The sequence below is a fragment of the Lelliottia sp. EB106-05-01-XG201 genome (genome assembly GCF_058791735.1).
Genome location: NZ_JBYTDV010000001.1, coordinates 1,632,572 through 1,658,121, shown reverse-complemented (window position 1 = coordinate 1,658,121; position 25,550 = coordinate 1,632,572). Strand labels below are relative to the sequence as shown.

General features: G+C 55.4%; 23 protein-coding genes, 1 pseudogene and 1 riboswitch. Of the genes and pseudogenes, 12 read left to right on the top strand and 12 right to left on the bottom strand.

The window, feature by feature from the left end; translation table 11 throughout:
- Positions 1-12 precede the first annotated feature (12 nt).
- A complete protein-coding gene (yegS, locus tag AC3WS9_RS07725) occupies positions 13-912 on the top strand; it encodes a lipid kinase YegS (protein ID WP_282495038.1) in 900 nt (299 codons plus the stop codon).
- A gap of 89 nt (positions 913-1,001) precedes the next feature.
- Here the strand turns inward: yegS and AC3WS9_RS07720 are convergent, their stop codons facing one another.
- The 7 genes from AC3WS9_RS07720 to fbaB all read right to left on the bottom strand — a co-directional run bounded on the left by AC3WS9_RS07720 (position 1,002) and on the right by fbaB (position 8,753).
- On the bottom strand, positions 1,002-1,775 hold the full coding sequence (locus tag AC3WS9_RS07720) for an ABC transporter ATP-binding protein (protein ID WP_492487619.1): 774 nt from the start codon (positions 1,773-1,775) through the stop codon (positions 1,002-1,004).
- Between the two features lie 9 nt (positions 1,776-1,784).
- Complete coding sequence (locus AC3WS9_RS07715) at positions 1,785-2,648, bottom strand: ABC transporter ATP-binding protein (protein WP_285149330.1); 864 nt, start codon at positions 2,646-2,648, stop codon at positions 1,785-1,787.
- On the bottom strand, positions 2,620-3,525 hold the full coding sequence (locus AC3WS9_RS07710) for an ABC transporter permease (RefSeq protein ID WP_492487617.1): 906 nt from the start codon (positions 3,523-3,525) through the stop codon (positions 2,620-2,622). The genes AC3WS9_RS07715 and AC3WS9_RS07710 overlap by 29 nt, the downstream gene beginning before the upstream one ends.
- Complete coding sequence (locus AC3WS9_RS07705) at positions 3,522-4,559, bottom strand: ABC transporter permease (protein ID WP_282495041.1); 1,038 nt, start codon at positions 4,557-4,559, stop codon at positions 3,522-3,524. Before AC3WS9_RS07705 ends, AC3WS9_RS07710 begins: the two co-directional genes overlap by 4 nt.
- Entirely contained in the window at positions 4,556-6,172 is a 1,617-nt protein-coding gene (locus AC3WS9_RS07700; RefSeq protein ID WP_492487615.1) for an ABC transporter substrate-binding protein, read from the bottom strand. Before AC3WS9_RS07700 ends, AC3WS9_RS07705 begins: the two co-directional genes overlap by 4 nt.
- 33 nt (positions 6,173-6,205) lie before the next feature.
- Positions 6,206-7,360, bottom strand: a complete 1,155-nt coding sequence (locus AC3WS9_RS07695) for a mandelate racemase family protein (RefSeq protein ID WP_492487613.1) — start codon at positions 7,358-7,360, stop codon at positions 6,206-6,208.
- A 340-nt stretch (positions 7,361-7,700) separates the two neighbouring features.
- Entirely contained in the window at positions 7,701-8,753 is a 1,053-nt protein-coding gene (gene fbaB / locus AC3WS9_RS07690; protein ID WP_492487611.1) for a class I fructose-bisphosphate aldolase, read from the bottom strand.
- 252 nt (positions 8,754-9,005) lie between these two features.
- Here fbaB and AC3WS9_RS07685 point away from each other — a divergent pair, with 252 nt between their 5' ends.
- The 3 genes from AC3WS9_RS07685 to AC3WS9_RS07675 are packed head-to-tail and all read left to right on the top strand — an operon-like array spanning position 9,006 to position 12,237.
- Positions 9,006-10,283, top strand: a complete 1,278-nt coding sequence (locus AC3WS9_RS07685) for a nucleoside permease (protein ID WP_282495045.1) — start codon at positions 9,006-9,008, stop codon at positions 10,281-10,283.
- Positions 10,280-11,284, top strand: a complete 1,005-nt coding sequence (locus AC3WS9_RS07680; RefSeq protein ID WP_285144080.1) for an ADP-ribosylglycohydrolase family protein — start codon at positions 10,280-10,282, stop codon at positions 11,282-11,284. Before AC3WS9_RS07685 ends, AC3WS9_RS07680 begins: the two co-directional genes overlap by 4 nt.
- Positions 11,281-12,237, top strand: coding sequence for a PfkB family carbohydrate kinase (locus AC3WS9_RS07675; RefSeq protein ID WP_492487609.1), 957 nt, complete (start codon positions 11,281-11,283; stop codon positions 12,235-12,237). The genes AC3WS9_RS07680 and AC3WS9_RS07675 overlap by 4 nt, the downstream gene beginning before the upstream one ends.
- Here the strand turns inward: AC3WS9_RS07675 and AC3WS9_RS07670 are convergent.
- Genes AC3WS9_RS07670 through thiM form a run of 3 tightly spaced genes read right to left on the bottom strand, consistent with a single transcriptional unit; the run spans position 12,211 to position 14,574 of the window.
- Positions 12,211-12,957 (bottom strand): GntR family transcriptional regulator, encoded by a 747-nt coding sequence (locus AC3WS9_RS07670; protein WP_285144078.1) that lies wholly within the window; start codon positions 12,955-12,957, stop codon positions 12,211-12,213. The genes AC3WS9_RS07675 and AC3WS9_RS07670 overlap by 27 nt on opposite strands.
- A gap of 49 nt (positions 12,958-13,006) precedes the next feature.
- Positions 13,007-13,807, bottom strand: a complete 801-nt coding sequence (gene thiD, locus AC3WS9_RS07665; protein WP_492487606.1) for a bifunctional hydroxymethylpyrimidine kinase/phosphomethylpyrimidine kinase — start codon at positions 13,805-13,807, stop codon at positions 13,007-13,009.
- Positions 13,804-14,574, bottom strand: a complete 771-nt coding sequence (thiM, locus tag AC3WS9_RS07660; protein WP_492487604.1) for a hydroxyethylthiazole kinase — start codon at positions 14,572-14,574, stop codon at positions 13,804-13,806. The genes thiD and thiM overlap by 4 nt, the downstream gene beginning before the upstream one ends.
- 36 nt (positions 14,575-14,610) lie before the next feature.
- Positions 14,611-14,707, bottom strand: a riboswitch (TPP riboswitch).
- 554 nt (positions 14,708-15,261) lie between these two features.
- On the opposite strand from thiM, the gene AC3WS9_RS07655 reads away from it, so the two are divergent.
- The 4 genes and pseudogenes from AC3WS9_RS07655 to AC3WS9_RS07640 all read left to right on the top strand — a co-directional run.
- Positions 15,262-15,825, top strand: a complete 564-nt coding sequence (locus AC3WS9_RS07655) for a type IV secretion protein Rhs (protein ID WP_492487602.1) — start codon at positions 15,262-15,264, stop codon at positions 15,823-15,825.
- The gene (locus AC3WS9_RS07650) at positions 15,822-16,151 is read left to right on the top strand and encodes a putative T6SS immunity periplasmic lipoprotein (protein ID WP_492487600.1); all 330 of its coding nucleotides are present in this window, start codon (positions 15,822-15,824) and stop codon (positions 16,149-16,151) included. The genes AC3WS9_RS07655 and AC3WS9_RS07650 overlap by 4 nt, the downstream gene beginning before the upstream one ends.
- 3 nt (positions 16,152-16,154) lie before the next feature.
- Positions 16,155-16,655 carry an Hcp family type VI secretion system effector gene (locus AC3WS9_RS07645; protein ID WP_492487598.1) on the top strand — a complete coding sequence of 167 codons (501 nt, stop codon included), beginning with the start codon at positions 16,155-16,157 and terminating at the stop codon, positions 16,653-16,655.
- 20 nt (positions 16,656-16,675) lie between these two features.
- Positions 16,676-16,780: pseudogene (locus AC3WS9_RS07640) on the top strand (YrhA family protein); the annotation flags it as partial.
- A gap of 226 nt (positions 16,781-17,006) precedes the next feature.
- Here AC3WS9_RS07640 and AC3WS9_RS07635 read toward each other — a convergent pair.
- Positions 17,007-17,834, bottom strand: a complete 828-nt coding sequence (locus AC3WS9_RS07635) for an RES family NAD+ phosphorylase (RefSeq protein ID WP_492487596.1) — start codon at positions 17,832-17,834, stop codon at positions 17,007-17,009.
- A 734-nt stretch (positions 17,835-18,568) separates the two neighbouring features.
- Here AC3WS9_RS07635 and AC3WS9_RS07630 point away from each other — a divergent pair.
- The 4 genes from AC3WS9_RS07630 (at position 18,569) to AC3WS9_RS07615 (ending at position 23,306) form a co-directional block, all read left to right on the top strand.
- Complete coding sequence (locus tag AC3WS9_RS07630; RefSeq protein WP_492487594.1) at positions 18,569-19,522, top strand: YadA C-terminal domain-containing protein; 954 nt, start codon at positions 18,569-18,571, stop codon at positions 19,520-19,522.
- Positions 19,523-19,724: 202 nt separating this feature from the next.
- Entirely contained in the window at positions 19,725-20,186 is a 462-nt protein-coding gene (locus tag AC3WS9_RS07625; protein ID WP_285144070.1) for a hypothetical protein, read from the top strand.
- Positions 20,187-20,449: 263 nt separating this feature from the next.
- Entirely contained in the window at positions 20,450-21,826 is a 1,377-nt protein-coding gene (locus AC3WS9_RS07620) for a diaminobutyrate--2-oxoglutarate transaminase (RefSeq protein WP_492487592.1), read from the top strand.
- A 13-nt stretch (positions 21,827-21,839) separates the two neighbouring features.
- Positions 21,840-23,306 carry a pyridoxal phosphate-dependent decarboxylase family protein gene (locus AC3WS9_RS07615; RefSeq protein WP_285158721.1) on the top strand — a complete coding sequence of 489 codons (1,467 nt, stop codon included), beginning with the start codon at positions 21,840-21,842 and terminating at the stop codon, positions 23,304-23,306.
- A gap of 40 nt (positions 23,307-23,346) precedes the next feature.
- Here the strand turns inward: AC3WS9_RS07615 and AC3WS9_RS07610 are convergent, their stop codons facing one another.
- On the bottom strand, positions 23,347-25,536 hold the full coding sequence (locus tag AC3WS9_RS07610) for a polysaccharide biosynthesis tyrosine autokinase (protein ID WP_492487590.1): 2,190 nt from the start codon (positions 25,534-25,536) through the stop codon (positions 23,347-23,349).
- Between the last annotated feature and the right edge of the window lie 14 nt (positions 25,537-25,550).

Sequence of the window (25,550 nt, the reverse complement as noted above, 5' to 3'; positions counted from 1 at the left end):
GAGCAACCTTGGATGTCGACCTATCCGGATAGTTTACTGATCCTCAACGGCAAAAGTGCAGGCGATGACTTTCTGCGCCAGGCGATTGCCGATTTGCGCGAAAATGGCGCACAAATTCACGTCCGTGTGACCTGGGAAAAAGGGGATGCCGCACGGTATATCGACGAAGCCTGTCGGCTGGGCGTCGCCACCGTCATTGCCGGTGGCGGTGACGGGACCATCAATGAAGTGGCGAGCGCGCTGGTTGAGCGTGACGCCGCACATCGCCCGGTGATGGGCATTTTACCCCTCGGCACCGCCAATGATTTCGCCACCAGCGCGGGCATTCCTGAAAGTCTGGATAAAGCGTTGCAGCTGGCCATCGTCGGGAAACCGACGGCGGTGGATATAGCCCAGGTCAATGAGAAAACCTGTTTTATCAATATGGCGACGGGCGGTTTTGGCACCCGTATTACCAGCGAAACACCGGAGAAACTGAAAGCCGCGCTCGGCGGGGTGTCGTATCTGATTCACGGTCTGATGCGCATGGATATGCTCAAGCCCGACCGCTGCGAAATTAACGGCGAGAACTTCCACTGGCAGGGTGACGCTCTGGTGATTGGGATTGGTAACGGACGTCAGGCGGGCGGCGGGCAGCAGCTGTGCCCCGATGCGCTGATTAATGATGGTCTGTTGCAGCTGCGTATTTTCACCAGCGACGGGATGTTACCCGCCCTGTTCACCACCCTGACCCGCCCGGAAGAGAGCCCGAACGTGCTCGACGGACAGTCCGCGTGGTTTGAAATTATCGCCCCACACGGCATGACTTTTAACCTCGACGGTGAGCCGCTCAGCGGGGAGCATTTCCGCATTTCTCTGCTGCCCGGCGCGCTGGAGTGCCGGTTGCCGCCGGATTGTGTGCTGTTGCGCTGACATTGTTGCCGGGTGGCGGCTTCGCCTTACCCGGCCTACAAAACCCGTAGGCCCGTGCAAGCGAAGCGCCGCCGGGCAAAACCCACCACTCAATACGCCGCCACCTCCCGCGCCATCTCGCGGGTGTACTGCTGGCTGGCGTTCACCAGCATACGCGTGTAGTCGGTGCGGGCGTTTCCGGCGACCAGTTCATCCACGGTCAGGGTCTCCAGAATCTTGCCGTACTGCATCACCGCCACTTTCTGGCACAGATGGGCAATCACGCCCAGATCGTGCGTCACCATCAGATAGGTGAGATTCGACTCGCGCTGCAGTTCCGCCAGCAGATTTAAAATCTCCGCCTGCACCGACACGTCCAGCGCCGACGTCGGTTCATCCAGCAGCAGCACCTGCGGCTCCAGAATCAGCGCTCTCGCAATCGCCACGCGCTGGCGCTGACCGCCGGAGAGCTGGTGCGGATAGCGATCGCGAAACGCCCGGTTCAACCCTACTTTATCCAGCAAACCGTGGATTCTTCGATCGCGGTCGGAAATGCCGTGGATTTGCAGCGGCTCTTCCAGAATATCGCCGATGGTGTGGCGCGGATGCAGCGAGCCGTACGGGTCCTGAAACACCATCTGCACCCGCCGACAGCGTTCGGCGTTGATCTTTCGTCCAAGCCGGGTGCCGTCGATCGCCAGCTCACCGTCCCAGTGGGTAAACAGCCCGGCCAGACATTTCAGGACCGTGGTTTTGCCGGACCCCGACTCCCCCACCAGGCCGTAAATCTCGCCGGCTTCAACCCTGATGTTCACATCACTCAGCACCTGATTGCGCTTTTCACCCTCGCCAAAGGCCAGGTTGAGGTTTTTAATCTCGATCATCTCTGCTCCTTATTCATTGAGCCAGCTGGCCTGACGCTGCAACACTGGCAGCACCGGACGGCGATGGTGAAGTTCCGGCAGGGCACTGATTAAGCCCTGGGTATAGGGATGCCGGGCGTTATGCAGATCGCAGGCGGCGATGGACTCCACCACCCGCCCGGCGTACATCACCAGCACCCGGTCGCAGAAGCTGCGTACCAGGTTGATATCGTGGCTGATAAAAATGAGTCCCAGCCCGCGGGATTTCACCAGATCGTCCAGCAACCCCAGCACCTGCAAACGCACGGAAACGTCCAGCGCTGAGGTCGGTTCATCGGCGATCACCAGTTCGGGATCGGTGATCAGCATCATAGCGATCATGATGCGCTGCCCCTGCCCGCCGGAAATCTCGTGCGGATAGAGGTGATAGACCCGCTCCGGCTGGCGGATGCGCACCACGTCGAGCATCTCCAGCACTTTGGCTTTCGCCTCCGCTTTGCGCCCCGGATGGTGCGTCAGCCAGGCTTCAGCGATCTGCGCCCCGACGCAGACCACCGGGTTCAGCGAGTATTTCGGGTCCTGCATGATCATCGAGATGCGCTTCCCGCGAATGCCACGCATTTGCGCCTCGCTCACCGAGCGCAGATCGACGTCGCCAAACTGCATCTGTGTGGCGCTGATCCGCGCTTTCGCCGGATGCAGGCGCAGCAATGCCCGCCCGACGGTGGATTTCCCGGAGCCGGACTCGCCGACAATCGCCAGTTTTTCGCGCCCGAGCTGGAAGGAGACGCCGCGCACGGCGTTGGTCACCGCGCCGCCGTTGATAAAATCGACGTGCAGGTCACGCACGTCGAGCAGTGGAGCGTTATTCGCTGCGAGGATCGAGGATGTCACGTAGGCCATCTCCTAAGAAGTTGAACGCCAGGCTGTTGATCAGGATCGCCAGCCCCGGAATAGTCACGACCCACCAGCACTCCATCATGTAGGTGCGGCCGCTTGAGATCATCGCGCCCCACTCCGGCTCCGGCGGCTGTGCGCCGAGGCCGAGAAAGCCCAGACCGGCGGCGGTCAGGATGATCCCCGCCATGTTCATGGTGATGCGGATAATCACCGACGGCAGGCACAGGGGCACGATATGTCGCCACAGCACGCGCACCGGGGACGCCCCCTGCAAACGCACCGCCGAGATAAAATCGGCCTGGCGCAGCGAGAGCGTTTCCGCCCGCGCCAGACGGGCAATCGGCGGCCAGGCGGTGATCGTAATGGCAATCACCACGTGCTCCAGCCCCGGACCGAGGGCGGCGACAAACGCCAGCGCCAGCACCAGGCTCGGGAACGAGATAAAGATATCCGTCACCCGCATCAGCACCGCATCGACTTTGCCGCCGAAATACCCGGCGGTAACGCCCAACAGCAGGCCGAGCGGCCCGACGGTGACCGACACCAGCAGCACGATATAGAGCGTGATGCGCGAGCCATACACCAGGCGGCTGAAGATATCGCGGCCAAACTCATCGGTGCCAAACCAGTGCTGCTCGTTCGGCGCGACCAGCGCGTTGTTCAGGTCCTGCACCAGCGGGTTGTACGGCGCAATCAGCGGAGCAAAGGCGGCGACGATCAGCAGCAGCACAACAATCCCACCGCCAATCGCCGTCAGCGGGTTGCGCGCCATTTTGCCGACAAAACCCGCCCCACGATTCAGGGTACGTTTGATTCGCTGGCGGCCTTCGCTGCTGCGCGCCCCCAGCGGTGTATCCAGAGAAACGGTCATGATTTCGTCCTCGGGTCAAAGAGTTGATACAACATGTCGGAGAGCAGGTTGAGCATCACAAAGATAATCCCCACCAGCAGCACGCAACCCATTACCGCATTCATGTCGCCGAGCAGCAGGCTGCCCGTGAGATACGATCCAAAGCCCGGCCAGGAGAAGACGGTTTCAATCAGCACCGCCCCTTCCAGCAGCGAGCCGTAGGCCAGCGCCACTACCGTCAGGAGTTGCACCAGAATGTTGCGAAACGCGTGATTCCAGACAACCTGCCGCTCGGTTAAGCCCTTCACCCGCGCGGTGATGATGAACTCCTGCGAGAGTTGCGCCAGCATGAAGCTGCGCGTCATACGGCTGATGTAGGCCAGCGAGTGGAAGCCGAGCAATGATGCAGGCAACACCAGATGGTTAATGGCATTCCAGAACACGGCGCTGTTTCCCGCCAGCAGGGCATCGACGGTCATCAGCCCGGTCCGGCGCGGTACGATCCCGTCCAGCCCTAAATCGAGCCTTCCCGCCCCGCCCACCCAACCGAGCCAGGCGTAGAACAGCAGCAGCCCCATCATCCCGACCCAGAAGATCGGCGTGGAATATCCCGCCAGACTGATAATGCGCACCACGTAATCCGACAGGCTGTTGCGACGCGCCGCCGCCAGCACGCCCAGCGGAATGCCCAGGCCTGCGCCGACGATAATCGCCATCGTCGCCAGCTCCAGCGTCGCCGGGAAGACGCGCAGAATGTCGTCCATGACCGGTTTGCCCGTCAGCAGCGCGTTACCAAGATCGCCGTGCAGGAGGTTGTTCAGGTAAATGCCGAATTGCGTCAGCAAGGATTGATCGAAACCCAGCTGGTGATAGACCTGCTGATAGGTGCTGTGGTCGGCGTCCGGGCCGACAATCGCCAGCACCGGGTCGACCGGCATCACGCGCCCGATGAAAAAGGTCAGCAGCAGCAGGCCAAACAGCGTCACCAGCACCTGCGTCAGCCGCTTCGAGAAACGTCGGGTGCGGGAGCCGGGAGAGAGGATCGCCACGCTCATTGTTCACCTCCGGTTTTGTAGACTTCGCGCAGGAACGTGGTGGCCGACGGGTGCGACTGGAAGTTTTTGACTTCATTGCGCACCACGACGGAATCGACCATTTGCGACAGGGGAATCATCGCCGGGATCAGTTCGTCGTAGCGCACCTGGATCTGCTGATAATCTGCCACCTGCTTTTGCGGATCGCGTTCCAGCAGCGCTTTGTCGATCATCTCGTTGAGGGGTTTATCGTAGAAACTGGTGCGCCAGCCCTGGAAGTTGGTGAGCCGCGCCTCGTCGCTGTTGTCCGGGTTATAGACCAGTGCGCGCAGGCTGGAGTGCGGATGCGGCTCGACGCCACTTCCGCCGCGGCCGACCAGCATGTCGAACTTACGCTCGCGCATCGCGCCGTAAATCTGGTTCCCGGTGCCAGTGATGATTTTGGCGTTGATCCCCGCCTGCATCAGCGTGGACTGCACGGCGATGGCAATATTAAGGAACGGCTGATCCGCCAGCACGCGCAGGGTGGTGTCGAAACCTTCCGGATAACCGGCCTCTTTCAGCAGCTTTTTGGCGCGCGGAATATCCAGGCGATAGCCAGGGTCCGGCAGCGTCGACGGCATCCCGGCTTTGATCGGCCGCTGATGCAGTACACCGTAGCCCGGCATCAGCGCTTTGTTGATGCCCTGATAATCAATCAGATAGCGCACCGCTTCGCGCACCTTAGGGTTAGCGAAGTGCGCCTCTTTCATGCTCATCGCCACGTAATAAACGGTCCCCTTCTGCACGGCTTCGACCGTGAGCTGAGGGTCTTTGCGCAGGGCATTGATGTCGGACACCGCCATGTTACTGGCAATATCCAGATCGCCTTTCTCAATCATCAGACGCAGGGTCTGCGACTCCTGGAAGTGGCGGAGCACGACGCGGTTCATTTTTGGCTCTTCCCGCCAGTAGTGCGGATTGCGCTGCATACGCAGCACATCTTTTGCCTGCCAGGTGTCGAGCATAAAGGGGCCAGAACCGGCTTCGTTGGTGGTCAGCCAGCGGTTGCCCCAGTCGTTGTTCACTTCATGAGATTGCACCGTTTTGCTGTCGAGCACGCCCAGATTGCCGAGCGCCCCGAGGGAGTAGATCACCAGCTGCGGATCGTTCGGTTTGGGCAGCACGATCTGCACGGTGTAGTCGTCGGGCGCGCTGATTTGCTGGTCGATGTTTTTCTTCGAAAAGCCGTAGGACTTCCACACCGACGCCTGCGCCAGATTGAGGTGCAGCAGGCGGCGCATCGACCAGACCACATCCTGCGCGGTGAGCGGATTACCGGAGTGGAATTTGACGTTATCGCGCAGATGGAAGGTCAGGGTTTTGCCGTCCGGCGCGATCTCCCAGGATTTCGCCAGCGCGGGCCGGACGTTGGTCAGTTCGTTCGGGTCGAGTTCCACCAGCGAATCGTAGAGATTCACCACGATGCCGACCACTTCGTTGCCGGTCATCGCCGCCGGGTCGAGGGTCAGCAGGTTGTTCATGTTCATACCGATGATGAGCTGGTCGGGCGGTGTTTTGGCGTACGCCGCGCCGCTCCCCATCATCAGCGAGAGCGCGAGTAAACACGCCCTGCACAGAGGAGTTTGTTTCATGTATATATCGCCTGTAGGGTACGTTTTTATGTGTCAGTCGTGGCTGACTGTATTGGCTTCGATATACGCAAAATTGATGTCTTCGCCGAGACCCGGTCGGTCCGGCAGGCTGACCATGCCGTGCTCATCCATCGGGTCGACCAGGCTGTGGAGATACGCCGCCGGTTGGTCGTAATCGAGGAACGGGTGCAGCAGGCCGCGCTCATACCAGCGGCAGTTTTTGATCGCGCCAATCACCGCCAGGCTCGCCGCGCCGTTACCGTGCACTTCGCAATCCATACCGAAGGATTCCGCGAGGTTCGCCACTTTCAGCGTTGGTGAAATCCCGCCTACGCCATTAGCCCCCGCACGCAGAATGTCGCACGCCCCGGCTTTTACCCAGTCGGCGCGGCTGTGATGTTTTCCGCCCAGGCTTTCCGGGCCGATAATCGGGATCGACAGGTTTTCCGCAAGCCAGGCGTAGGAGGCCATACTCTCCTCTTCCATCGGCTCTTCGAACCAGGCGAAGTTGAGTTTTTCCAGCTCTTTGCCGATGTACAGCGCTTCGGTACGGCTGTACCAGTGATAACCGTCGATCATCAGATCGATATTCGGCCCGACCGCTTCGCGCACGGCGGCGCAGGCTTTGACGTCCATATTCGGGTTTGGCGCAAACGAGACAGGCGGCATCCAGGTGTGCAGTTTTATCGCTTTGTATCCGCGCGCCACCAGGGTTTCGGCAAAGCTCGCGTACTCGTCCGGCGTCGACAGGCCGCCCGGCAGATCGTCCCCGCACATGGTGCTGCCGTAGGCCGGGACTTTATCGCGATAACCGCCGAGCAGTTTCCACACCGGCATATTCAGTTTGCGGCCAATGAGATCCCATAGCGCCTGCTCGATGAACCCGAGGGCGCGCTCCGTCAGCTGGTGCGCGCTGCCGCGCTGCCAGTGTGCCAGCTCCTGCCAGATTTTTTCGCGGTTGAACGCATCCTGGCCGACCAGCACTTTGCGAAAGAAGGTATTGACCACAAAGGGACGCACCACTTCCGGCGGCGCAAAGGCATACCCTTTGGTGCCATCGTCTGCCGTGATCGAGAGCATCGCCATTTTGGCCAGGCTTTCGGGGCCAGGATGCGAATGCCCGGCGCTGTCGGAGACCCGTCGCGTCGGATACTGGAAGACGGTGACGTTTACAGATTCAATTTTCATTATCAGTCCTTAACACAACAGAGGTTCAGAGCGACTTCGTAATTTGAAAAGCTGTTTCGAAAGTAACTTTAAGCGCAAAATTCGTCCGCTGCCTTAGACAAATTCCGCTAAGCATCGGTCATTTATTGGGCATATGCACGGCGAGGAGTGACACTTTTCACAAAAGAGAGGGGAAGTGTGAAGTCGATCGGGATGGGTGTTTGAATGAAATGAAAAAGGGTTTCGGGTTTAAGTGGGAGTGCGGTCTGGGCCCCTCACCCCGGCCCTCTCCCACGGGGAGAGGGAGAAAACCGGATAGTCCCCTCTCCCTGTGGGAGAGGGTTAGGGTGAGGGCAACAAACTACGCGATACTCACCTTCGTATCCAAATACACATCCTGCACCGCGTTAATCAGCTTAACCCCCTCGGACATCGATTTTTTAAACGCCTTACGACCGAGGATCAGCCCCATGCCGCCCGCGCGTTTATTGATCACCGCCGTACGCACCGCGTCGGTCAGATCCGTTTCGCCGCCAGCCGCGCCGCCGGAGTTAATCAGCCCCGCACGGCCCATGTAGCAGTTGGCAAGCTGGTAGCGCACCAGATCGATAGGGTTATCGCTGGTCAGCTTGCTATAGACGCGGTCGTCGGTGTACCCGAAGTTCACCGCCTTGTAGCCGCCGTTATTCTCAGCCATTTTCTGCTTCACGATATCCGCGCCGATGGTCGCCGCCAGATGGTTCGCCTGGCCGGTGAGATCCGCCGAAACGTGGTAATCCACGCCATCTTTCTTGAACGCGTTGTTGCGAAGATACGCCCACAGTACGGTAACCATGCCCAGCTCGTGCGCACGTTCGAACGCCGCTGAAATCTCTTCAATCTGACGACGGGACTGCTCGGAGCCGAAGTAAATCGTCGCCCCGACCGCCACCGCGCCCATGTTGAACGCCTGCTCAACGCTGGCGTACAGCGTCTGATCGTATTCGGTCGGGTAGCTCAGGGTTTCGTTGTGGTTCAGTTTGACGAGGAACGGAATGCGGTGCGCGTAGCGGCGAGACACCGAGGCCAGCACGCCGTAAGTGGACGCCACGCAGTTACAGCCGGCTTCGATCGCCAGCTCCACGATATTCTTCGGATCAAAATAGAGCGGATTGGCGGCAAATGACGCCCCCGCGGAGTGCTCGACGCCCTGGTCAACGGGCAGAATGGACAGATAGCCCGTTCCGGCGAGGCGTCCGGTGTTGTACAGCGTCTGCATATTTCGCAGCACCGCAGGCGGGCGATTGTTATCCATCATCACCCGATCAACATAGTCGTGGCCCGGCAGGTAGAGCTGATCGGCTGGAATAGTCATACAACGATGCTGTAAAAGGCTGTCGGCGTCTTTGCCAAGCAGCTGCGCAATATCAGTCATAGCGATGCTCCCGTAAGTTCCGACATCATGTCGGAGCGTGATATCCATACCCACAAATTTGTGAGCAGACTAAGCCTGGACCCGACTTAGCTTAATTTCCAGCCGGCGCAAGGTTTTTCAGCACAATCTGCTGGCTCGTTTCGTGTACAACAAAACTGTTACATCGATCAAACAATCGCGACAAAGGTACTTGAAAGGTATTATTGAGTGGTATGTTAAAGGCGTACCCTCTCTGACATGCAGGATTAAACAATGAAAACGAAAGTCCAACTGTCATTCATGATGTTTGTTGAATGGTTTATCTGGGGCGCGTGGTTCGTGCCGCTGTGGCTGTGGCTGAGTAAAAGCGGCTTTACCGCCGGGGAAATTGGCTGGTCTTACGCCTGTACGGCTATCGCTGCGATCCTCTCGCCGATCCTCGTCGGCTCCCTGACAGACCGTTTCTTTGCCGCGCAAAAAGTGCTGGCGGTGCTGATGTTTGCCGGAGCGATTCTGATGTACTTCGCCGCCCAGCAGACCGAGTTCAGCGCCTTCTTCCCGCTGCTGCTCCTCTATTCCCTGACCTATATGCCGACGATTGCCCTGACCAACAGCATTGCTTTTGCTAACGTTGACGACGTCGAGGCCGATTTCCCGCGCATCCGCGTGATGGGCACCATCGGCTGGATTGCCTCCGGCCTGGCCTGCGGATTCCTGCCGCAAATGCTCGGCTACAGCGATATTTCTGACACCAATATTCCTCTGCTGATGACAGCGGGCAGCTCCCTGCTGCTGGGCGTCTTCGCTCTGTTCCTGCCGAACACCCCGCCGAAGAGTACCGGCAAGCTGGATATCAAAGTGATGCTGGGGCTGGATGCGCTGATTTTGCTGCGCGATAAAAACTTCCTCGTGTTCTTCTTCTGCTCGTTCCTGTTCGCGATGCCGCTGGCGTTCTACTACATCTTTGCCAACGGTTATCTGACGGAAGTCGGGATGAAAAACGCCACCGGCTGGATGACCCTCGGCCAGTTCTCTGAAATCTTCTTTATGCTGGCGCTACCGTTCTTCACTAAGCGCTTTGGTATTAAAAAGGTCCTGCTGCTGGGCCTGATCACCGCCGCCATCCGCTACGGCTTCTTCGTCTTCGGCGGCGCGGACCAGTACTTCACTTACGCCCTGCTGTTCCTCGGCATTTTGCTCCACGGCGTGAGCTACGACTTCTACTACGTCACTGCCTATATCTACGTGGACAAAAAAGCGCCCGCGCACATGCGTACCGCGGCGCAGGGGCTGATTACGCTGTGCTGCCAGGGCTTCGGCAGTCTGCTGGGCTACCGCCTGGGCGGCGTGATGATGGAAAAAATGTTTGCCTATAAAGAGCCTGTGAACGGGTTGACCTTCAACTGGGCCGGAATGTGGGCGTTCGGCGGCATCATGATCGCCGTCATCGCCGTGCTGTTTATGCTGTTTTTCCGCGAATCGGATAAAGAGATCACCGCCATTGAGGTGGATGATGCCGATACCGCGCTGACACGAGGGGAAGTGAAATGAAAGCAGAACGTATTCTCGGAGCCCTGTACGGGCAGACGTTGGGGGATGCGATGGGCATGCCGTCTGAGCTGTGGCCAAGAAGCCGCGTGAAAGCCCACTTTGGCTGGATCGACCGCTTTTTGCCGGGTCCGGCAGAGAATAACGCCGCCTGCTATTTTGGCCGCGCGGAGTTTACGGATGATACCTCCATGGCCCTGAGCCTGGCGGATGCGATTATCGAATGCGACGGGCAGATTGATCCCGACGCCATCGGCAGGCATATCCTGCTGTGGGCCGAAGAGTTTGATGCCTTTAACAAGAACGTGCTCGGCCCGACGTCGAAGATTGCCCTGAACGCGATTCGTGCGGGGAAACCGGTGAGCGAGCTGGAAAACAACGGCGTCACCAATGGAGCAGCGATGCGCGCCTCGCCGCTGGGCTGCCTGCTCCCGGCCACCCGCCTTGAGCATTTTGTCGAGCAGGTGGCGCTCGCCTCCAGTCCGACGCATAAATCGGATCTGGCGATTGCCGGGGCGGTGGTGATCGCCTGGGCCATCTCTCGCGCCATCGACGGTGAAAGCTGGCAGAACATCGTCGACGCCCTGCCCGGCATCGCGCGTTATGCTCAGGAGTCTAAAACCACCACCTTCAGCGCCTCGCTCGCCGCGCGTCTGGAGCTGGCCCTCAAAACCGTGCGCGAGGCCAACGGCATTGATTCCGCCAGCGAGCAGATTTACCAGCTCGTCGGCGCGGGGACCAGCACCATTGAATCCGTTCCGGCGGCGATTGCGATGGTCGAACTGGCCGGGACCGACCCGAACCGCTGCGCAATTTTATGCGCCAACCTCGGTGGGGACACGGACACCATCGGCGCGATGGCGACCGCCATTTGCGGCGCGCTGCACGGCGTACAGGCGATCGATCCGGCCCTGAAAGCGGAACTGGACGCAGTGAATCAGCTCGATTTCAACTACTACTGCGATCACCTGCTGAACTATCGGGAACAAAGAGAGGGCGCATGAGTACAGACCTTTCTCGCAAACTTGAGACGCTGACCGCCCGGCGTCCGGTGACGGTGCTGGGCGCGGCGGTGATCGACGTGATCGCCGATGCCTACGCCCTGCCGTGGCGCGGGTGCGATATCGAATTAAAACAGCAGGGGGTGAACATCGGCGGCTGCGCGCTGAATATCGCCATCGCCCTGAAACGCCTCGGCATCGCGGCGCAAAACGCGCTGCCGGTCGGCCACGGCGTGTGGGCGGATATTATTCGCAACGCGATGGCGAAACAGGATCTGCACAGCGCGGTTGAAGCCGAAAGCGGCGATAACGGCTGGTGCCTGGCGCTGGTCGAGCCGGACGGTGAGCGCACCTTCATGTCGTTCAGCGGCGTGGAGAATCAGTGGCAGCAGAGCTGGCTGGACGGGCTGGAGGTTCCGGCGCGCAGCCTGGTCTCGCTCTCAGGCTACCAGTTGACCTCACCCTGCGGTGAACTGCTTACACGCTGGCTGGAAGGGCTAACGGACGTGACGGCGTTTATCGATTTCGGGCCGCGCATCGCGGATATCCCTGATGCGCTGATGGCGCGGATCATGGCCTGCAAACCTATTGTGTCGCTCAATCGTCAGGAAGCGGTGATTGCGGCGGAGCGTCTGGGCGTTAACGTCGAAGCACTCGGCAAGGCGTGGCAAGCGCATTACGCCAGCCCGCTGATTGTGCGGCACGACAAAGACGGAGCCTGGTATTACGACGGCGATAACGCCGGGCATGTTCCGGCGTTTGCCGCCACGGTGGTGGATACCATTGGCGCGGGCGACAGCCACGCCGGTGGCTCGCTGGCCGGGCTGGCGGCGGGATGGGCGCTGCCGGATGCGGTATTGCTGGGCAATGCGGTGGCGGCGTGGGTGGTCAGCCATCGCGGCGGCGACTGTGCGCCGACGCGCGAGGAATTACTCCTCGCACACAAAGACGTATAAATCGCTGCGACAGTAGCTAATGCTGTACTCAATCGGCCGGTGTTGCTGGTCAAGCGCAACTTGCTTGATCACCAGCACCGGTATTTTTTCGTCCATTTTGATGTGTAACTGGAATTCGCTGTCCGGCATCCGGGCGCTGACGCGCGAGCGGGTGCGCTGCGGGAAGATATTCTGACTGCGGAAATAGTCATACAGGGAGATGCCGATGGCGTCGGGATCCTGAATCAGTCCGACCGGCACCCAGGACTCTTCAATCGACACGGCGTCGTCATCCACGTAGCGAATGCGCTTGAGCATAAACACATCGCTTTGCGGCGCGATGGCAAGCTCCGCCGCCACCTCGTCCGGACACGGAACAATCCGCTTATTCACCCACAGGGTATTGGGCTTTTTGCCGCGCAAAACTACCTGCTGGGAAAATCCTCGCGCTTCCTTGAGCGAATATTCAAAGATGTTGTTGATTTGCGTGCCGTAACCGCGCGCGCGCGTCACCACGCCCTCTTCCTCCAGCGCCTGCATCGCCTTACGCACGGTGATGCGTGACACCCCGGTCAACTGGCTCAGATCGCGCTCGCCCGGCAAAATATTGCCATGCTCCAGTATTCCGCTGCGCACGGCGTTTTTGACCGTCTCAGCAAACCTGAGGTACAGCGGGGTGTTATCCCCCGCCGCGATCCGTTCATTCAGTTGAGCAATTAACCGGGTATGCGCTTGTTCCATCTCTGTTTTCCTGGCCGAAAATCTCTAGCCAGTATACTCGCTCAGCCCGTTACCACCACGCATGAAAATGGTGAACCGGGCCAATACCGTGACCGACCTCCAGAGTATCGGCTTTGGCGAGTGCCAGTGAGAGCCAGGCTTTCGCCTCCTGCACCGTATCGGCCCAGTTTTCGTGACGCGGGCGCAGCGCGGCCAGCGCCGCCGAGAGCGTACAGCCGGTGCCGTGGGTGTTTTTGGTGATGACGCGCGGGGCGGTAAATCGCTGCGCGCCGTCGCGGGTAAAGAGCCAGTCCGGGCTTTCGGCGTCATCCAGATGACCGCCCTTCATCAGCACCGCTTCGCAGCCGAGCGCCAGCAATGCGCGGCCCTGCTCTTTCATCTCCTGCTCCGTGCGGGCGTGCGGCGTATCGAGCAGCGCGGCGGCTTCGGGTAAATTCGGCGTGATAAGCGAGACTTGCGGCAGCAGTTTTTTTCGCAGGGTGTCAACGGCAGACGCAGAAAGCAGCGGATCGCCGCTTTTCGCCAGCATCACTGTGTCGAGCACCACGTTTTTCACCCGGTAACGTGCCAGACGTTCGGCGACGGCTTCGACGATATCCGTCTCGGCCAGCATACCGATTTTGGTGGTATCAATGCGCACGTCGCTGAACACGGAATCCAGCTGGGCGGCGACAAAATCTGGCTCAATGCGATAGACCGACTGCACGCCGCGGGTGTTTTGCGCCACCAGCGCGGTAATGACCGAGCAGCCGTACGCCCCGAGCGCGGAGAAGGTTTTGAGATCGGCCTGAATGCCCGCCCCGCCGCTTGGGTCGGTGCCTGCAATGGTGAGTGCGTTAATACGTTTCATGCCTGCGCCTCCAGGTTCCAGAGGGCGTCAATAAAGGCGCTGGCAAAACTGCCCGGCCCGGCGCTTTGCGACGCCGCGACGCTCCCCGCGCGCTTCATCCATCCGCAGGCGGCGGCAACATTATCCAGCCTGTCGCCTGGCAGCGAACAGCTTGCCGCGACCACCGCCGACAGCGCACAGCCGGTGCCGACTACGCGGGTCATCATCGGGTCGCCGCCAGCAATGCTTTTCGTTCGCTGACCGTCAGTGACGTAATCCACTTCGCCCGTGACGGCGACAATGGCGTTGGTCTGGCGCGCCAGCGCCTGTGCGGCGGGTAGCGCGCTGGCAGCGGTATCGGTGGTGTCTACTCCGCGACCGCCCGCGCTCATCCCGGCAAGAGCGAGAATTTCCGAAGCATTTCCGCGGATGGCGGCGGGTTTGAGCGTCAGTACTTGCTGGCAAAAACGGGTGCGAAACGCGAGCGCCCCAACGGCAACAGGATCGAGCGTCCAGGGTTTTCCCGCGGCGACCGCACTTTCAATCGCCCGGCGCATCGACTGCGCGCGTGGCGAGGTGAGCGTGCCGACATTGATCAGCAGCGCATCCGCCATGGCCGCAAACTGCTCCGCCTCTTCGGCTTCAATGACCATCGCCGGAGAGGCACCGAGGGTGAGCAAAACGTTAGCAGTAAAGGTTTGCACGACATCGTTGGTCATGCAGTGAGTGAGTGGCGAACGGGTTCGGAAGAGATGTAAAACGTGTAAATCGAGCAGGTCAGGCTGCATGGTATCGCTCCTGCCTTGCGTCAAGAAGCGATAGCCGTGAAAGGCATCTGACTTCCCTACGCTGGCATTATCCAGATCAGGTGGTACGGGTATTTCTCAGCCTTCACGTGGAAGGGCACCCCGAGTCAAATCATTTATAAAACAAACATTTACACATTGAAAATGTGTAGGTATTTAGTGTAACCGGGGCATAGTCACAGGAGCAAGAATTTTCGATTTATCACAGTTGTTATCACACCGGAAATAGACAAATCACGTAATCAATCACCTCAATGTGTTCACCCGCTCGAATAGTCGATGAATGAATCAGGAGCATAGGAAAGTACGGATTTGACAAGCAAATCCTACGCCCGGTATCGCTTCTTCACCACCAGGCAGGAGGTAACCAAAAGACTAACAACACCAATAAAAGAAAACCAAACACCTAAAATCAACATTAGAGGAATAATAAAAGTAAACTATTATGCTCTTCCTTTATCGTTCCCTTATGCTTTTCTCTCTATTGTGGCCTCTAGCTTTCGACGAATCCGTTTCTTAGCTGGCGATATTTAGCAACACTAAATCTTGATGTAATTTCACTTAAATCCATTTAATTTTAGGAGCCTTCTCGGAAAAACCTTTTCCTTACTTGATCCTTTTGGTAGTACGATTAACGATCAATACCTACAAGGATCAGAGGGATATTGAATGCCAGTTGATGAAAGTATAAAACCCACATCAGGAACCCCCATTGTAGCTGGAGGAATCAGGCAACTTACGTTAGGTGAGATAGCTCTCGCTAAAACGCTTTTCGGTGGAAGCCTCATTTATAGCCGCATTTGGGTACATCGTGAAAGCTACCTCCCCTTCAACATGCAACCTGTAGATGTTGCTATGACTCCTAACGGCGAACTATGGTTTAGAGAAGGAACCTATTCACCTGATTTTTCATTAGAGCAAGATCTACAAAAGAAACATAGATTCATGCACGAAATGGTTCACGCATGGCAAGCACAAAAAGGTATGTTTGTTAGAACAAGAGGCTTATTTTCTCGCTTCGCTGATTACAGTTATACCTTAGATAAAGCTGATTTCCTCCATTATGGATTAGAACAACAAGCATCAATAGCTAGTGATTATTGGCTACTTGTCACATATGGCTTTAATAGGGATACATCTTATTTAGCAGAATACAAAGATTACAATCCTAGCTTATCTACTCATGAATTAATAAGAAGATACAAAGCCGTGTTAAAGGGTTTCCCCGGATGAAAGAATTACTAATACTACCTGTGATATTTCTTCTTTCAGGCTGCCCTGGTGGAGGTGTTCCAATTGCTGAACATCGTAGCGTTTTTATAGAAGGTGATACGATTTGTTTCACTGTAAATAAAACAGACGTGCTTGACCGTTATAGCGTTTACTATTGGCCTGACAGGAAATATACAGTTATCAAAGCTGATGATAGAGTTTCTTTATCATACCCTGACACCTGTTTTAAAGTTAAGTTACATAATGGCTATCAGTACAATATTGCATATAGCCTTAATGGTAAAAGTTATTCAGATTCATTTTTTATTGATAAAGACGGGAATTAAAATATGTCATTACCAGCTTATTTGTTTTTATATGATGAAAATGGGATGCAAATTCCAGGGGATTGTATGGCGTTAGGTCGTGAAGGTGCTATTGAGATAATGAATAGTAGCTATGGTGTACGCCAACCTGTAGATAGAGTTACAGGAAGCATGACAGGCTGTAGAATACATGACCCTATCACATTACATAAGCAACTTGATAAAGTAAGTCCTTACCTTGCTGTTGCCGTTTGTGAATCAAAACGATTGCAGAAAGCAGTGATAAAGTATTATGAAATTGTAGAAGCAGGGATAGAGGTAGAAATCTATAATATCACGCTTGAAAGTGTCGTTATCTCATCGGTAGATTTTACCCATGTGTACTATCCGGGTAGCTCTAACCCTAACATGCACGAGGTTGTAGGGCTTAAATTCCGTGGGATTGAATGGAATTATGTTAGAGGGAATATCAAATATGATGACGCATGGATGAAACCAGCACCAGAAAGTCAGAATGCTAAATAAGAAATCATGGGGCTTCAATAACAAATCCATTTGAAATTACAGATAATATAGGTACAGAAAATGTCTTTGATTCCTGTTCTAACTTCACCGATTTCTTATCAGAGATACTTGATACAGTAGCGTAACCTGTGCAGGGGTTTAAATGCCGCTCCGGTACATGAATAGGTGTCTAGGGTGTTATTTTATTAATGCCGAAATATGAACTAGAGCAACTGCATTTTTTCGCGCTCAATAAAATCGACGCTAAATTATCTATACGGCGGTAGCAAGCATCAATACTTTGCAATGACCCGGAGCGGCACACTCATTACCTGATACATCGGTTGCCCAACTAGTTAAAGGCAGTACGACTTACCAGACGATGCGCCCGTCTGATGTATGACCTTTAGCATTTTTTACTATACTGAAATCAACTATTCCATAGGGGTATATTTTATTTACTTTAAACACAAGATTGGAAACCAATTGCATTTTTGATTTAACAACTTCAGGGCGCAAAACGATGTTTGACGTCCCTTTTATTTTAGCGCTAGGATAAATAAGACCGTCCACATCCGGATGTTTTTCAAGAAGAAGACGGCAAAAAACCCTTGAGTAAATATAATTTATTTCATGAGCATTGACGCTATTAAGTAATTCAGCAGAAAGAGCATCCATGTACAAATATGATAATAAAGCGCGAATATCATCCTTCCCAATTCGCTGGATAAAATCACGTATCTCATTAAATGCTACCATTGAAATGGTATTAGTTCCGTGATAGGCATTATACACTTCACCAATGGCAAAACATCGCACTCCATGTTCCGAGTTTTCAGGCAATTTAAAATGAGCTATATGTACATAATCGCCTTCCTTTGCATTAATTTCAGCCAACGCAGTTCCTATGCTATAGGCACCATAGAAGATAGCTTGCTTATCCTCATTCATCCGACCTATTTTACATTTCTCTAGAGGAGGAGGATATATTTCTCTTACATTATCATATCCATATTCGCTTAAGCACTTTCTTGCTCTAAAAATTGGTCTATCATAACCAAACTGAAAATTAATCCCGCCATATGATTGAAGATACCATCTGAGTAGCCCTTCCACTTTTTCTGGTTCTTTAGTCGCTAATAATTCATTACGAAACAGATCAAGACTGTTTAATTCAATTACTTTTAGTTTGTTATCCATAACCATCCCGCTCATAGCTTTCTGACCAACATGACACTTTTCGTCACTGCATCTACTAGACAGGCTAACAATTTCAATCTCTTTTTCAATGAGGAGGTGTAAAAAATGTGTGTTGCAGCTGTTATCGCTTAGATTGTTTGCTTGTTTGGATACGTAACGGCGTCGAGTGGCAGTATTGCTGGCTAGAGGATCGTCCTTAGAAGGTGGTACGGGTATTTCACAGCCTTAACGTGGAAGGGCACCCCGAGTCATTTGGTACAAAACAGCTTACTTTTTCCAGCTTAGGGGAAGCTGCTTGTTGGCGTAAGCCCACCTACCGTTTATCGCTTCTTCACGCTGTACCTTGACACGAAAAAGTAGCCACCTGGTAAGCCAGGATACGGACTATAAAAGGCAAGTGAGATAATTAATCTTATAGGCAACGATTCAAGGAGCTTTACCGCCCGCCCCTCAAACTTATTAAACATTATAAAAAGCGCCACCTCACTTTCATCTGTAAGTATACATTGATATAACGGAATTAATTTGTATCTATAATGTAGTCGCCAGATAAACATTATACAACACGGCTGTGAATCGCCTGTTTTATCACCTTAAACAGGTTCATATAAGAACATTCGCATGATGTAGATCAATAATTTCACCATCACATTCCGGGATATTTCACAGCTATTATCAATGTATAAAATTACGCATTGATACATTTTCCCTTCTTTATCTTTGGTGATAGCAAAATGAAATTAGTTAATTTTAGAAATTCTACAATTGCGGTAGTTGTATTTGGTGCTTTGGTTGCTTCTACTTGTGCAAACGCCGTGACTCCTGCTTCTGATGTGCAACTTTCTACAGGTATGGATCTGGAAACTCACCTTAATAACGAATCAGGGCGAGTAGATGGTTTGTCTAGTGACATGTGGGACACTGAGCAAGCTGTAAAAACTAACGCTGATGATATCAAAACTAACAAGAATCATATTGTTGCTGTTGAGCAAGATCTTAACAGCACTAAGAACGGCGTAGTAGTTGTACAAAGTGAAGTTGTTCAAAACGCTTCAGATATCCAGACTAACAAAGATTCTATTGCTGCTAACAAAACCGCTCAAGACACGGTAAACCACAGTCTTACTGACGTTAACATTCATCAAGATACGTTGATTAGTGGAAACACCACGCGCATTAATGCGTTAGAAAATGCGCCTAAACCTAAAGATGGAGCTAAAGGTGATAAAGGGGATAAAGGTGATCGCGGTTTAGCGGGTGCAACTACCACCATCACTAAAGTCGATACGGCGACTCAGGCGAAAGTCGCAAGCAATAGCGAAGCGATAGCCGAGACGGCGAAACAGTCTGCGAACGTTGCTAAAGATCTGCAGGACGCAAAACAGTTCTTAACCCAGCAGCAGAGCAGCAGCAATGCGCAATTTAAAAGTCTGAAAGACGAAATGGATGATAATAAAAAAGAGTCCCGCAGCGGCGCGGCGTCTGCCATTGCGATTGCGTCGATGCCACAGGTGGAAGCTGGCCAGTCGGTGATGTTCTCCGCAGGCGCGGGAACCTTTAAAGATGAACAAGCGCTGAGCGTGGGCGCCTCCTTCCATGCAGGTGCATCGACGGTTATTAAAGCGGGCGTCAGTGACTCCACAAATAATGATTTTGCAATGGGCGCGGGAATCGGCATTGGTTTCTGATAAACCGGCTCATCGTAATTGAATAATTCACCTGTACCCTTTGATGATAGCCATCATGATAAAAATAATAGTTTGCTCAGCTGTTCTTTATATTTTACTGATGCTGACCGGTTTTTGGCTCGGCACCCTGTATAGCGATTATTTCTCCTGTCGTCAGCTGTCCCTGGCTTTAAATTATGTCCATTGTGATTGAGGTTAATAAATGAAGAAGTTACTGATGATTGCCCTGGCGGTTTCCGCGCTTTCTGCCTGCTCCTCCCCTGCTGAACGCATGGCGAAGTGTGAAGCGCAGGGCGTGAGCCGGGATACCTGTTATCTGGCGGAACAAAATCGCACCACGGCGATGAACGCCGTGGCTGAAAAACAGGCGCTGGAGAATGCCGCTAACGCCGTGCAGCACGCGCAAAGCGCCAAAGTGCAGGACCCGCTGCGCGAGGCGTCATTTACCGCCAACGGCATTAACGCCACGGTCAGCAACGGCTTTTTCACCGCGAAAATCAACGGTAAGAAAGCCGTGGTGAAGCGTTTTAATGCGAATAGTTATGAAATCAAAGGGGCGGGATACGTTCTCTCCATCACCCTTGATGACAACGGCATCACCGACGCGTCATGGAATAAAACCCACGGTCGCGATAACGGTTTACTGCAGTTTACGCAGAAGTAATGTTAAGGCGGCTAACGTGCCGCCTTTTTTGTCTCCTGCGCGGCGAGGGATTTGTACGGCGAAGCGGCAGATTTTTGCTATCGAAAACATCGGGTTATTGACCACTTTTTACCCCCCCTCTTTTGTAACAAAACAGTAAACAAATTAACCATTGAGCCACGCGCCAAAAGGCTCTATATTGGCCGCGTTTTTTACTCGCTACATCCTTAACTAACTATTTATTCAATCGAGGCGCATAAGACTGCCCCGGTTGTAGGAGTGATATGATGACGGATAAAGTCCGTATTGACACCGCAGATGCCCACAAAAGCAACGAAACCTATCTGGCCCGTCAGGCCGAGTTTGAATCAAACGTCAGGAGTTATCCTCGCAAACTGCCTTTAGCGATCACTAAAGCAGACGGCGTGTGGATTACCGATGCAGATAATAAAGAATACCTTGACTGTCTTGCAGGCGCGGGCACCCTCGCGCTTGGCCACAACCATCCTGATGTGCTGAAAAGCATCCAAAATGTCATTACCAGCGGCTTGCCGTTACATACGCTCGATCTGACGACTCCGTTGAAAGACGAGTTCTCGGAATACCTGCTCTCCCTGCTGCCAGGCCAGGGCAAAGAATATTGCCTGCAGTTCACCGGCCCGTCCGGCGCAGATGCGGTGGAAGCCGCGCTGAAGCTGGCGAAAAAGGTCACCGGTCGCAGCAGCATCATCAGCTTCTCTGGCGGTTATCACGGGATGACCCACGGCGCGCTGTCCGTGACAGGTAACCTGTCACCGAAAGAAGCGGTCGATAACATGATGCCAGAAGTGCAGTTCATGCCTTACCCGCATCAGTACCGCTGCCCGCTGGGTATCGGCGGTGACGCGGGCGTGAAAGCGCTGACCTACTACTTCGACAACCTGATCAACGACGTCGAAAGCGGCGTGCGTAAACCTGCGGCCGTGATTCTGGAAGCGGTTCAGGGCGAAGGCGGCGTGAACCCGGCTCCGGCTGAGTGGCTGCAGCGCATCCGTAAAGTGACTCAGGAACACGGCATTCTGCTGATCCTCGACGAAGTTCAGGCGGGCTTCTGCCGTACCGGCAAGACGTTCGCTTTCGAACACGCGGGTATTGAGCCAGACATCATCGTGATGTCCAAAGCTGTCGGTGGCGGTCTGCCGCTGGCCGTGCTCGGTATCAAAAAGCAGTTCGATGCCTGGGCACCGGGTCATCACACCGGCACCTTCCGTGGCAACCAGCTCGCGATGGCGACCGGCCTGACCACGCTGAAAATTCTGAAAGATCAGAACATCGCCGACAAAGTTGCCGCTCAGGGCGAATGGCTGAAAGGCCAGTTGGCTGAGTTGCAGCAGCGTTATCCGGTGATCGGCCACGTGCGTGGTCTGGGCCTGATGATCGGCATCGAAATCGTGAAACCGAACGAAGCGCCAGATCACATGGGCTGCTTCCCGGGCGATGGCGATCTCTCCGCCCTGATCCAGAAGAAATGCTTCGAAGCGGGCCTGATTCTGGAGCGCGGTGGTCGTAACGGCGTCGTTCTGCGTCTGCTGCCATCCCTGCTGATTAGCGATCAGGAGCTGAAAGTCTTCCTGGATAAATTCGAGCAGGCGCTGCTTGCTGCGGGCATTCGCCCGGTCTAACGGAGTTAGAAAGATGTCTGAGTCAAACCCAATTCTGTCGTCGTCGGCGCAAAGCATCGAGGCCTATCAGCAGGCCATCGAGCAGAGCTCCCAGGCGGTGATGCAGTGGCTGCAGCAGTCTGAGATGTATCAGGGGAAAACCGTCGCCGAACTGCGCGACAACATCTCCCTGAACTTCGGTCAGAAAGGCCTCGGCAACGAAGCGGCGATTGCCCGCGCGGTCGAGTACTTCCTGAAAGACAGCCTGTCGGTTCACCACCCGCAGTGCGTGGCGCACCTGCACTGCCCGAGCCTGGTCGTCAGCCAGGCCGCGGAAGTGCTGATCAACGCCACCAACCAGAGCATGGACTCCTGGGATCAGAGCCCGTCAGCGACCATCATTGAGATGAAGCTGATCGACTGGCTGCGTACCCGCGTGGGTTATCAGGCCGGTGATGCGGGCGTGTTCACCAGCGGCGGCACCCAGAGCAACCTGATGGGGCTGATGCTGGCGCGTGACGCCTTCTTCGCGCGTCAGGGCCACTCTATCCAGCAGGATGGTCTGGTCGGCGATCTGCGCAAGATTCGCGTGCTCTGTTCTGAAAATGCGCACTTCTCGGTGCAGAAGAACATGGCGCTGCTCGGTCTGGGCTACCAGTCGGTCATTCAGGTGAAAACCGATGAGTGCTCGCGCATGGATCTGAACGATCTGGCGGCAAAAATTGCTCAGTGCAATGCCAGTGGCGAACAGATTCTGGCGATCGTGGCCACCGCCGGAACCACCGACGCGGGTGCTATCGATCCACTGCGCGCTATCGCTGAGATGGCGGCTGAGCAGCAGATTTGGGTACACGTAGATGCGGCCTGGGGCGGCGCGCTGCTGATGTCCGATAAGTATCGCGACTACCTGGACGGCATTGAGCTGGTGGATTCCATCACTCTGGACTTCCACAAGCAGTTCTTCCAGACCATCAGCTGCGGCGCGTTCCTGCTGAAAGAAGAGCGCCACTACGAGCTGATGCGTTACCAGGCGGCCTACCTGAACTCCGAGTTTGACGAAGAGGCGGGTGTGCCGAATCTGGTCTCCAAATCACTGCAGACCACGCGCCGTTTCGACGCGCTGAAGCTGTGGATGAGCCTGGAAGCGCTGGGTCAGGAGCAATACGCGGCGATCATCGATCACGGCGTCACCCTGGCACAGGACGTGGCGGCATACGTGCAAACTCAGGATAGCCTTGAGCTGGTGATGAAGCCTCAGCTGGCAAGCGTGCTGTTCCGCTTCCGTCCAGACTCTGCGCTGAACGACGCGGCCATCGCGCTGCTGAACCAGAAGATCGGTGATGCCCTGCTCGACTCCGGTCGCGCCAACGTCGGTGTCACCGAGCACAACGGCGTGACCTGCCTGAAGCTGACGCTGCTGAACCCAACGGTGACGCTGGGCGATGTGAAAGTCCTGCTGTCGCTGGTTGAACGTACGGCGCACGAGATTCTGGCGAAGTAAGTTCCTGTTCCCCGCACCGCCCGGTGCGGGGATTTTTGTATTATTGCTCGTGTTTCTCTGAGGTGTAGCTGTAGTCGTAAGGGGTATACCCCGTACCGTAGTACAGGGCGGCGGTTCTCACCACGTCATTCAAGATGGCCCCCGTCATCATCACTCCGCCCAGATGCAGACGTTTTACACAGGACTGCACTTCTCTGACGCTGGTCATGCCATACCGTGCAATCAGCAGCGTAATTCCCGCGTATCTTCCTACCAGCAAGGCATCCGTCACCGCCAGTATCGGCGGCGTATCGACAATAATCATGTCGAAATGAGCGTCAGCCCACGTCAGCAATTGCTGGAAGCGCTCCCCGATGAGCAGCTCCGAAGGATTATCCGGCGTCTGGCCGCAGGTCAGCACGTCTACCCCTCCCGGCTCATAGTGCTGAATGACCTCTTCATGGGCGGCGTCTCCCGTCAGCACCTCCGCGAGGCCACGATTATTGGTAAGACCGAAGATTTGGTGCACATAACCTTTACGCATATCGGCATCGATCAGCAGCACCTTCTGCCCGGCCTGCACCAGGATAGTCGCCAGCGACGTGCTGATCAGCGTCTTACCGCAGTTTTGTGTCGGCCCGACAAACATCACCACGCGATTGCTGGCCTCCATCATGGTGAAATGAAGACTGGTCCGCAGACCGCGTATCGCCTCCACTAGCAGGTCGAGCGGCCTGTCGACAGGCAGAAACGGAATATTATGGGTCCTGTGGTTCCAGCTCTCGCCAAAGCTGAGCGTTCTGCGCAAACGGGTCTTCTTCCACAGCCAGACAGAACGCGGCAGCGTCGCCAGTACGGTCATCCCCAGCGCCTCAAGCTGTTCAGGGCTTTCAAGGCCTCGTCTGAGCGCGGCTCGCCCCAGAATGATTCCCGTGGAAAGGATGAGCCCGATCAGAAAGCCCATGACGATCACCAGCGGTCGGGTAGGTTTTATCGGTTCAGGTTGCGTCACGGCAGGATCAATAATGCGCACGTTTCCGATAGCGCTGGAGCGAGAGATACTCAGCTCCTGCTGGCGGGTCAGCAGCTGCTGGTAGATCTCACGCCCGGAATCCACATCCCGGCTGAGTCGCAAGATTTCCTGCTGAGTGGAAGGCATGGCGGAGACGCGCTGATTCAGGTGCGCTTTTTCGCTCTCCAGGGTCTGGCGTTTTTCCATCAGGGCGCGGTAAGTCGGGTGATCCTTTTTGAACAGCTGGGAGATCTCCGCTTCGCGGAAGGTCAGTTCGTTAAGCTGGTTATCGGCGTTGACGATCTGCTCCAGCACCGATTTGGCCTCCAGCGTCAGATCCACCGAATCGCGCTGTTTGCGATAGAGGTTGAGCCGCTCTTCGGCGATATCCAGATCGCCTCGGATCTGCGGCAGCTGGCGCTGCAAAAAGGCGAGACTTTTAGCATCCTGCTCGGCCTGCCGGTCGATGTTCTGACGCAAATAGTTTTCAGTAATGCTATTGAGCTCCTCGGCAATCCGATCCGGGTCGGTGCCGGTCAGGGACAGATTCAGAATACCGCTCTGTTTTCCCGCTTCGGCAACGGTGAACTGCTGATTCAGGGCGTTAATCGCCTCCAGGGTTGTCCGCTCACAGAGGGTGAAACGCGTGCCGGGTTGAGCTTCCATGGATTTGACCAGAAGGACTACGCCGTCCTTTTCGAACCGCTTTCCCACCACGCCTTCCCCCTGGAAATCCTCCCCCTCAAGCTGGTAACGCCCCTGCTCCTGCGCTCTGAGCGTCAGGGTATGAGTCGCGTTCACCGTGGCGGGAATGTGCAGTCTGGCCAGCTCCAGGGTCGCCGGTCGCTGACCCAAAAGACGCACTATTGCGCGCCCGATAAGGGGAAAATAGCGCTGCTTCACCTCTTCATTCAGGTGCAGCGCCTCCACCGTCTGGCCGAGGATCATCCGCGATTTAAGCAGCTGGATTTCCGGGAGTGTGTCCGGGGAGAGCTCCGGACCGAGCTGGCTCAGATTTTTGAGCAGGCTGTTGTCCTGTTTACTCTCGATCTGCACCATCGCATCGGCTCTGTACACCGGGGTCGCGGTGAACGCGTACAGGCCAGCGCAGAGGGTAAACAGGAGGGTCATGCAAACAATAAGTACGCGATGGTCGATCAACTCGCCCAGCAGGCGCGCCAGATCCAGTTCCTGATGCCCAATCGCTGCGGCATTGTGTTCTGAAATGTGTGAAGACATACAACTCTATTCCT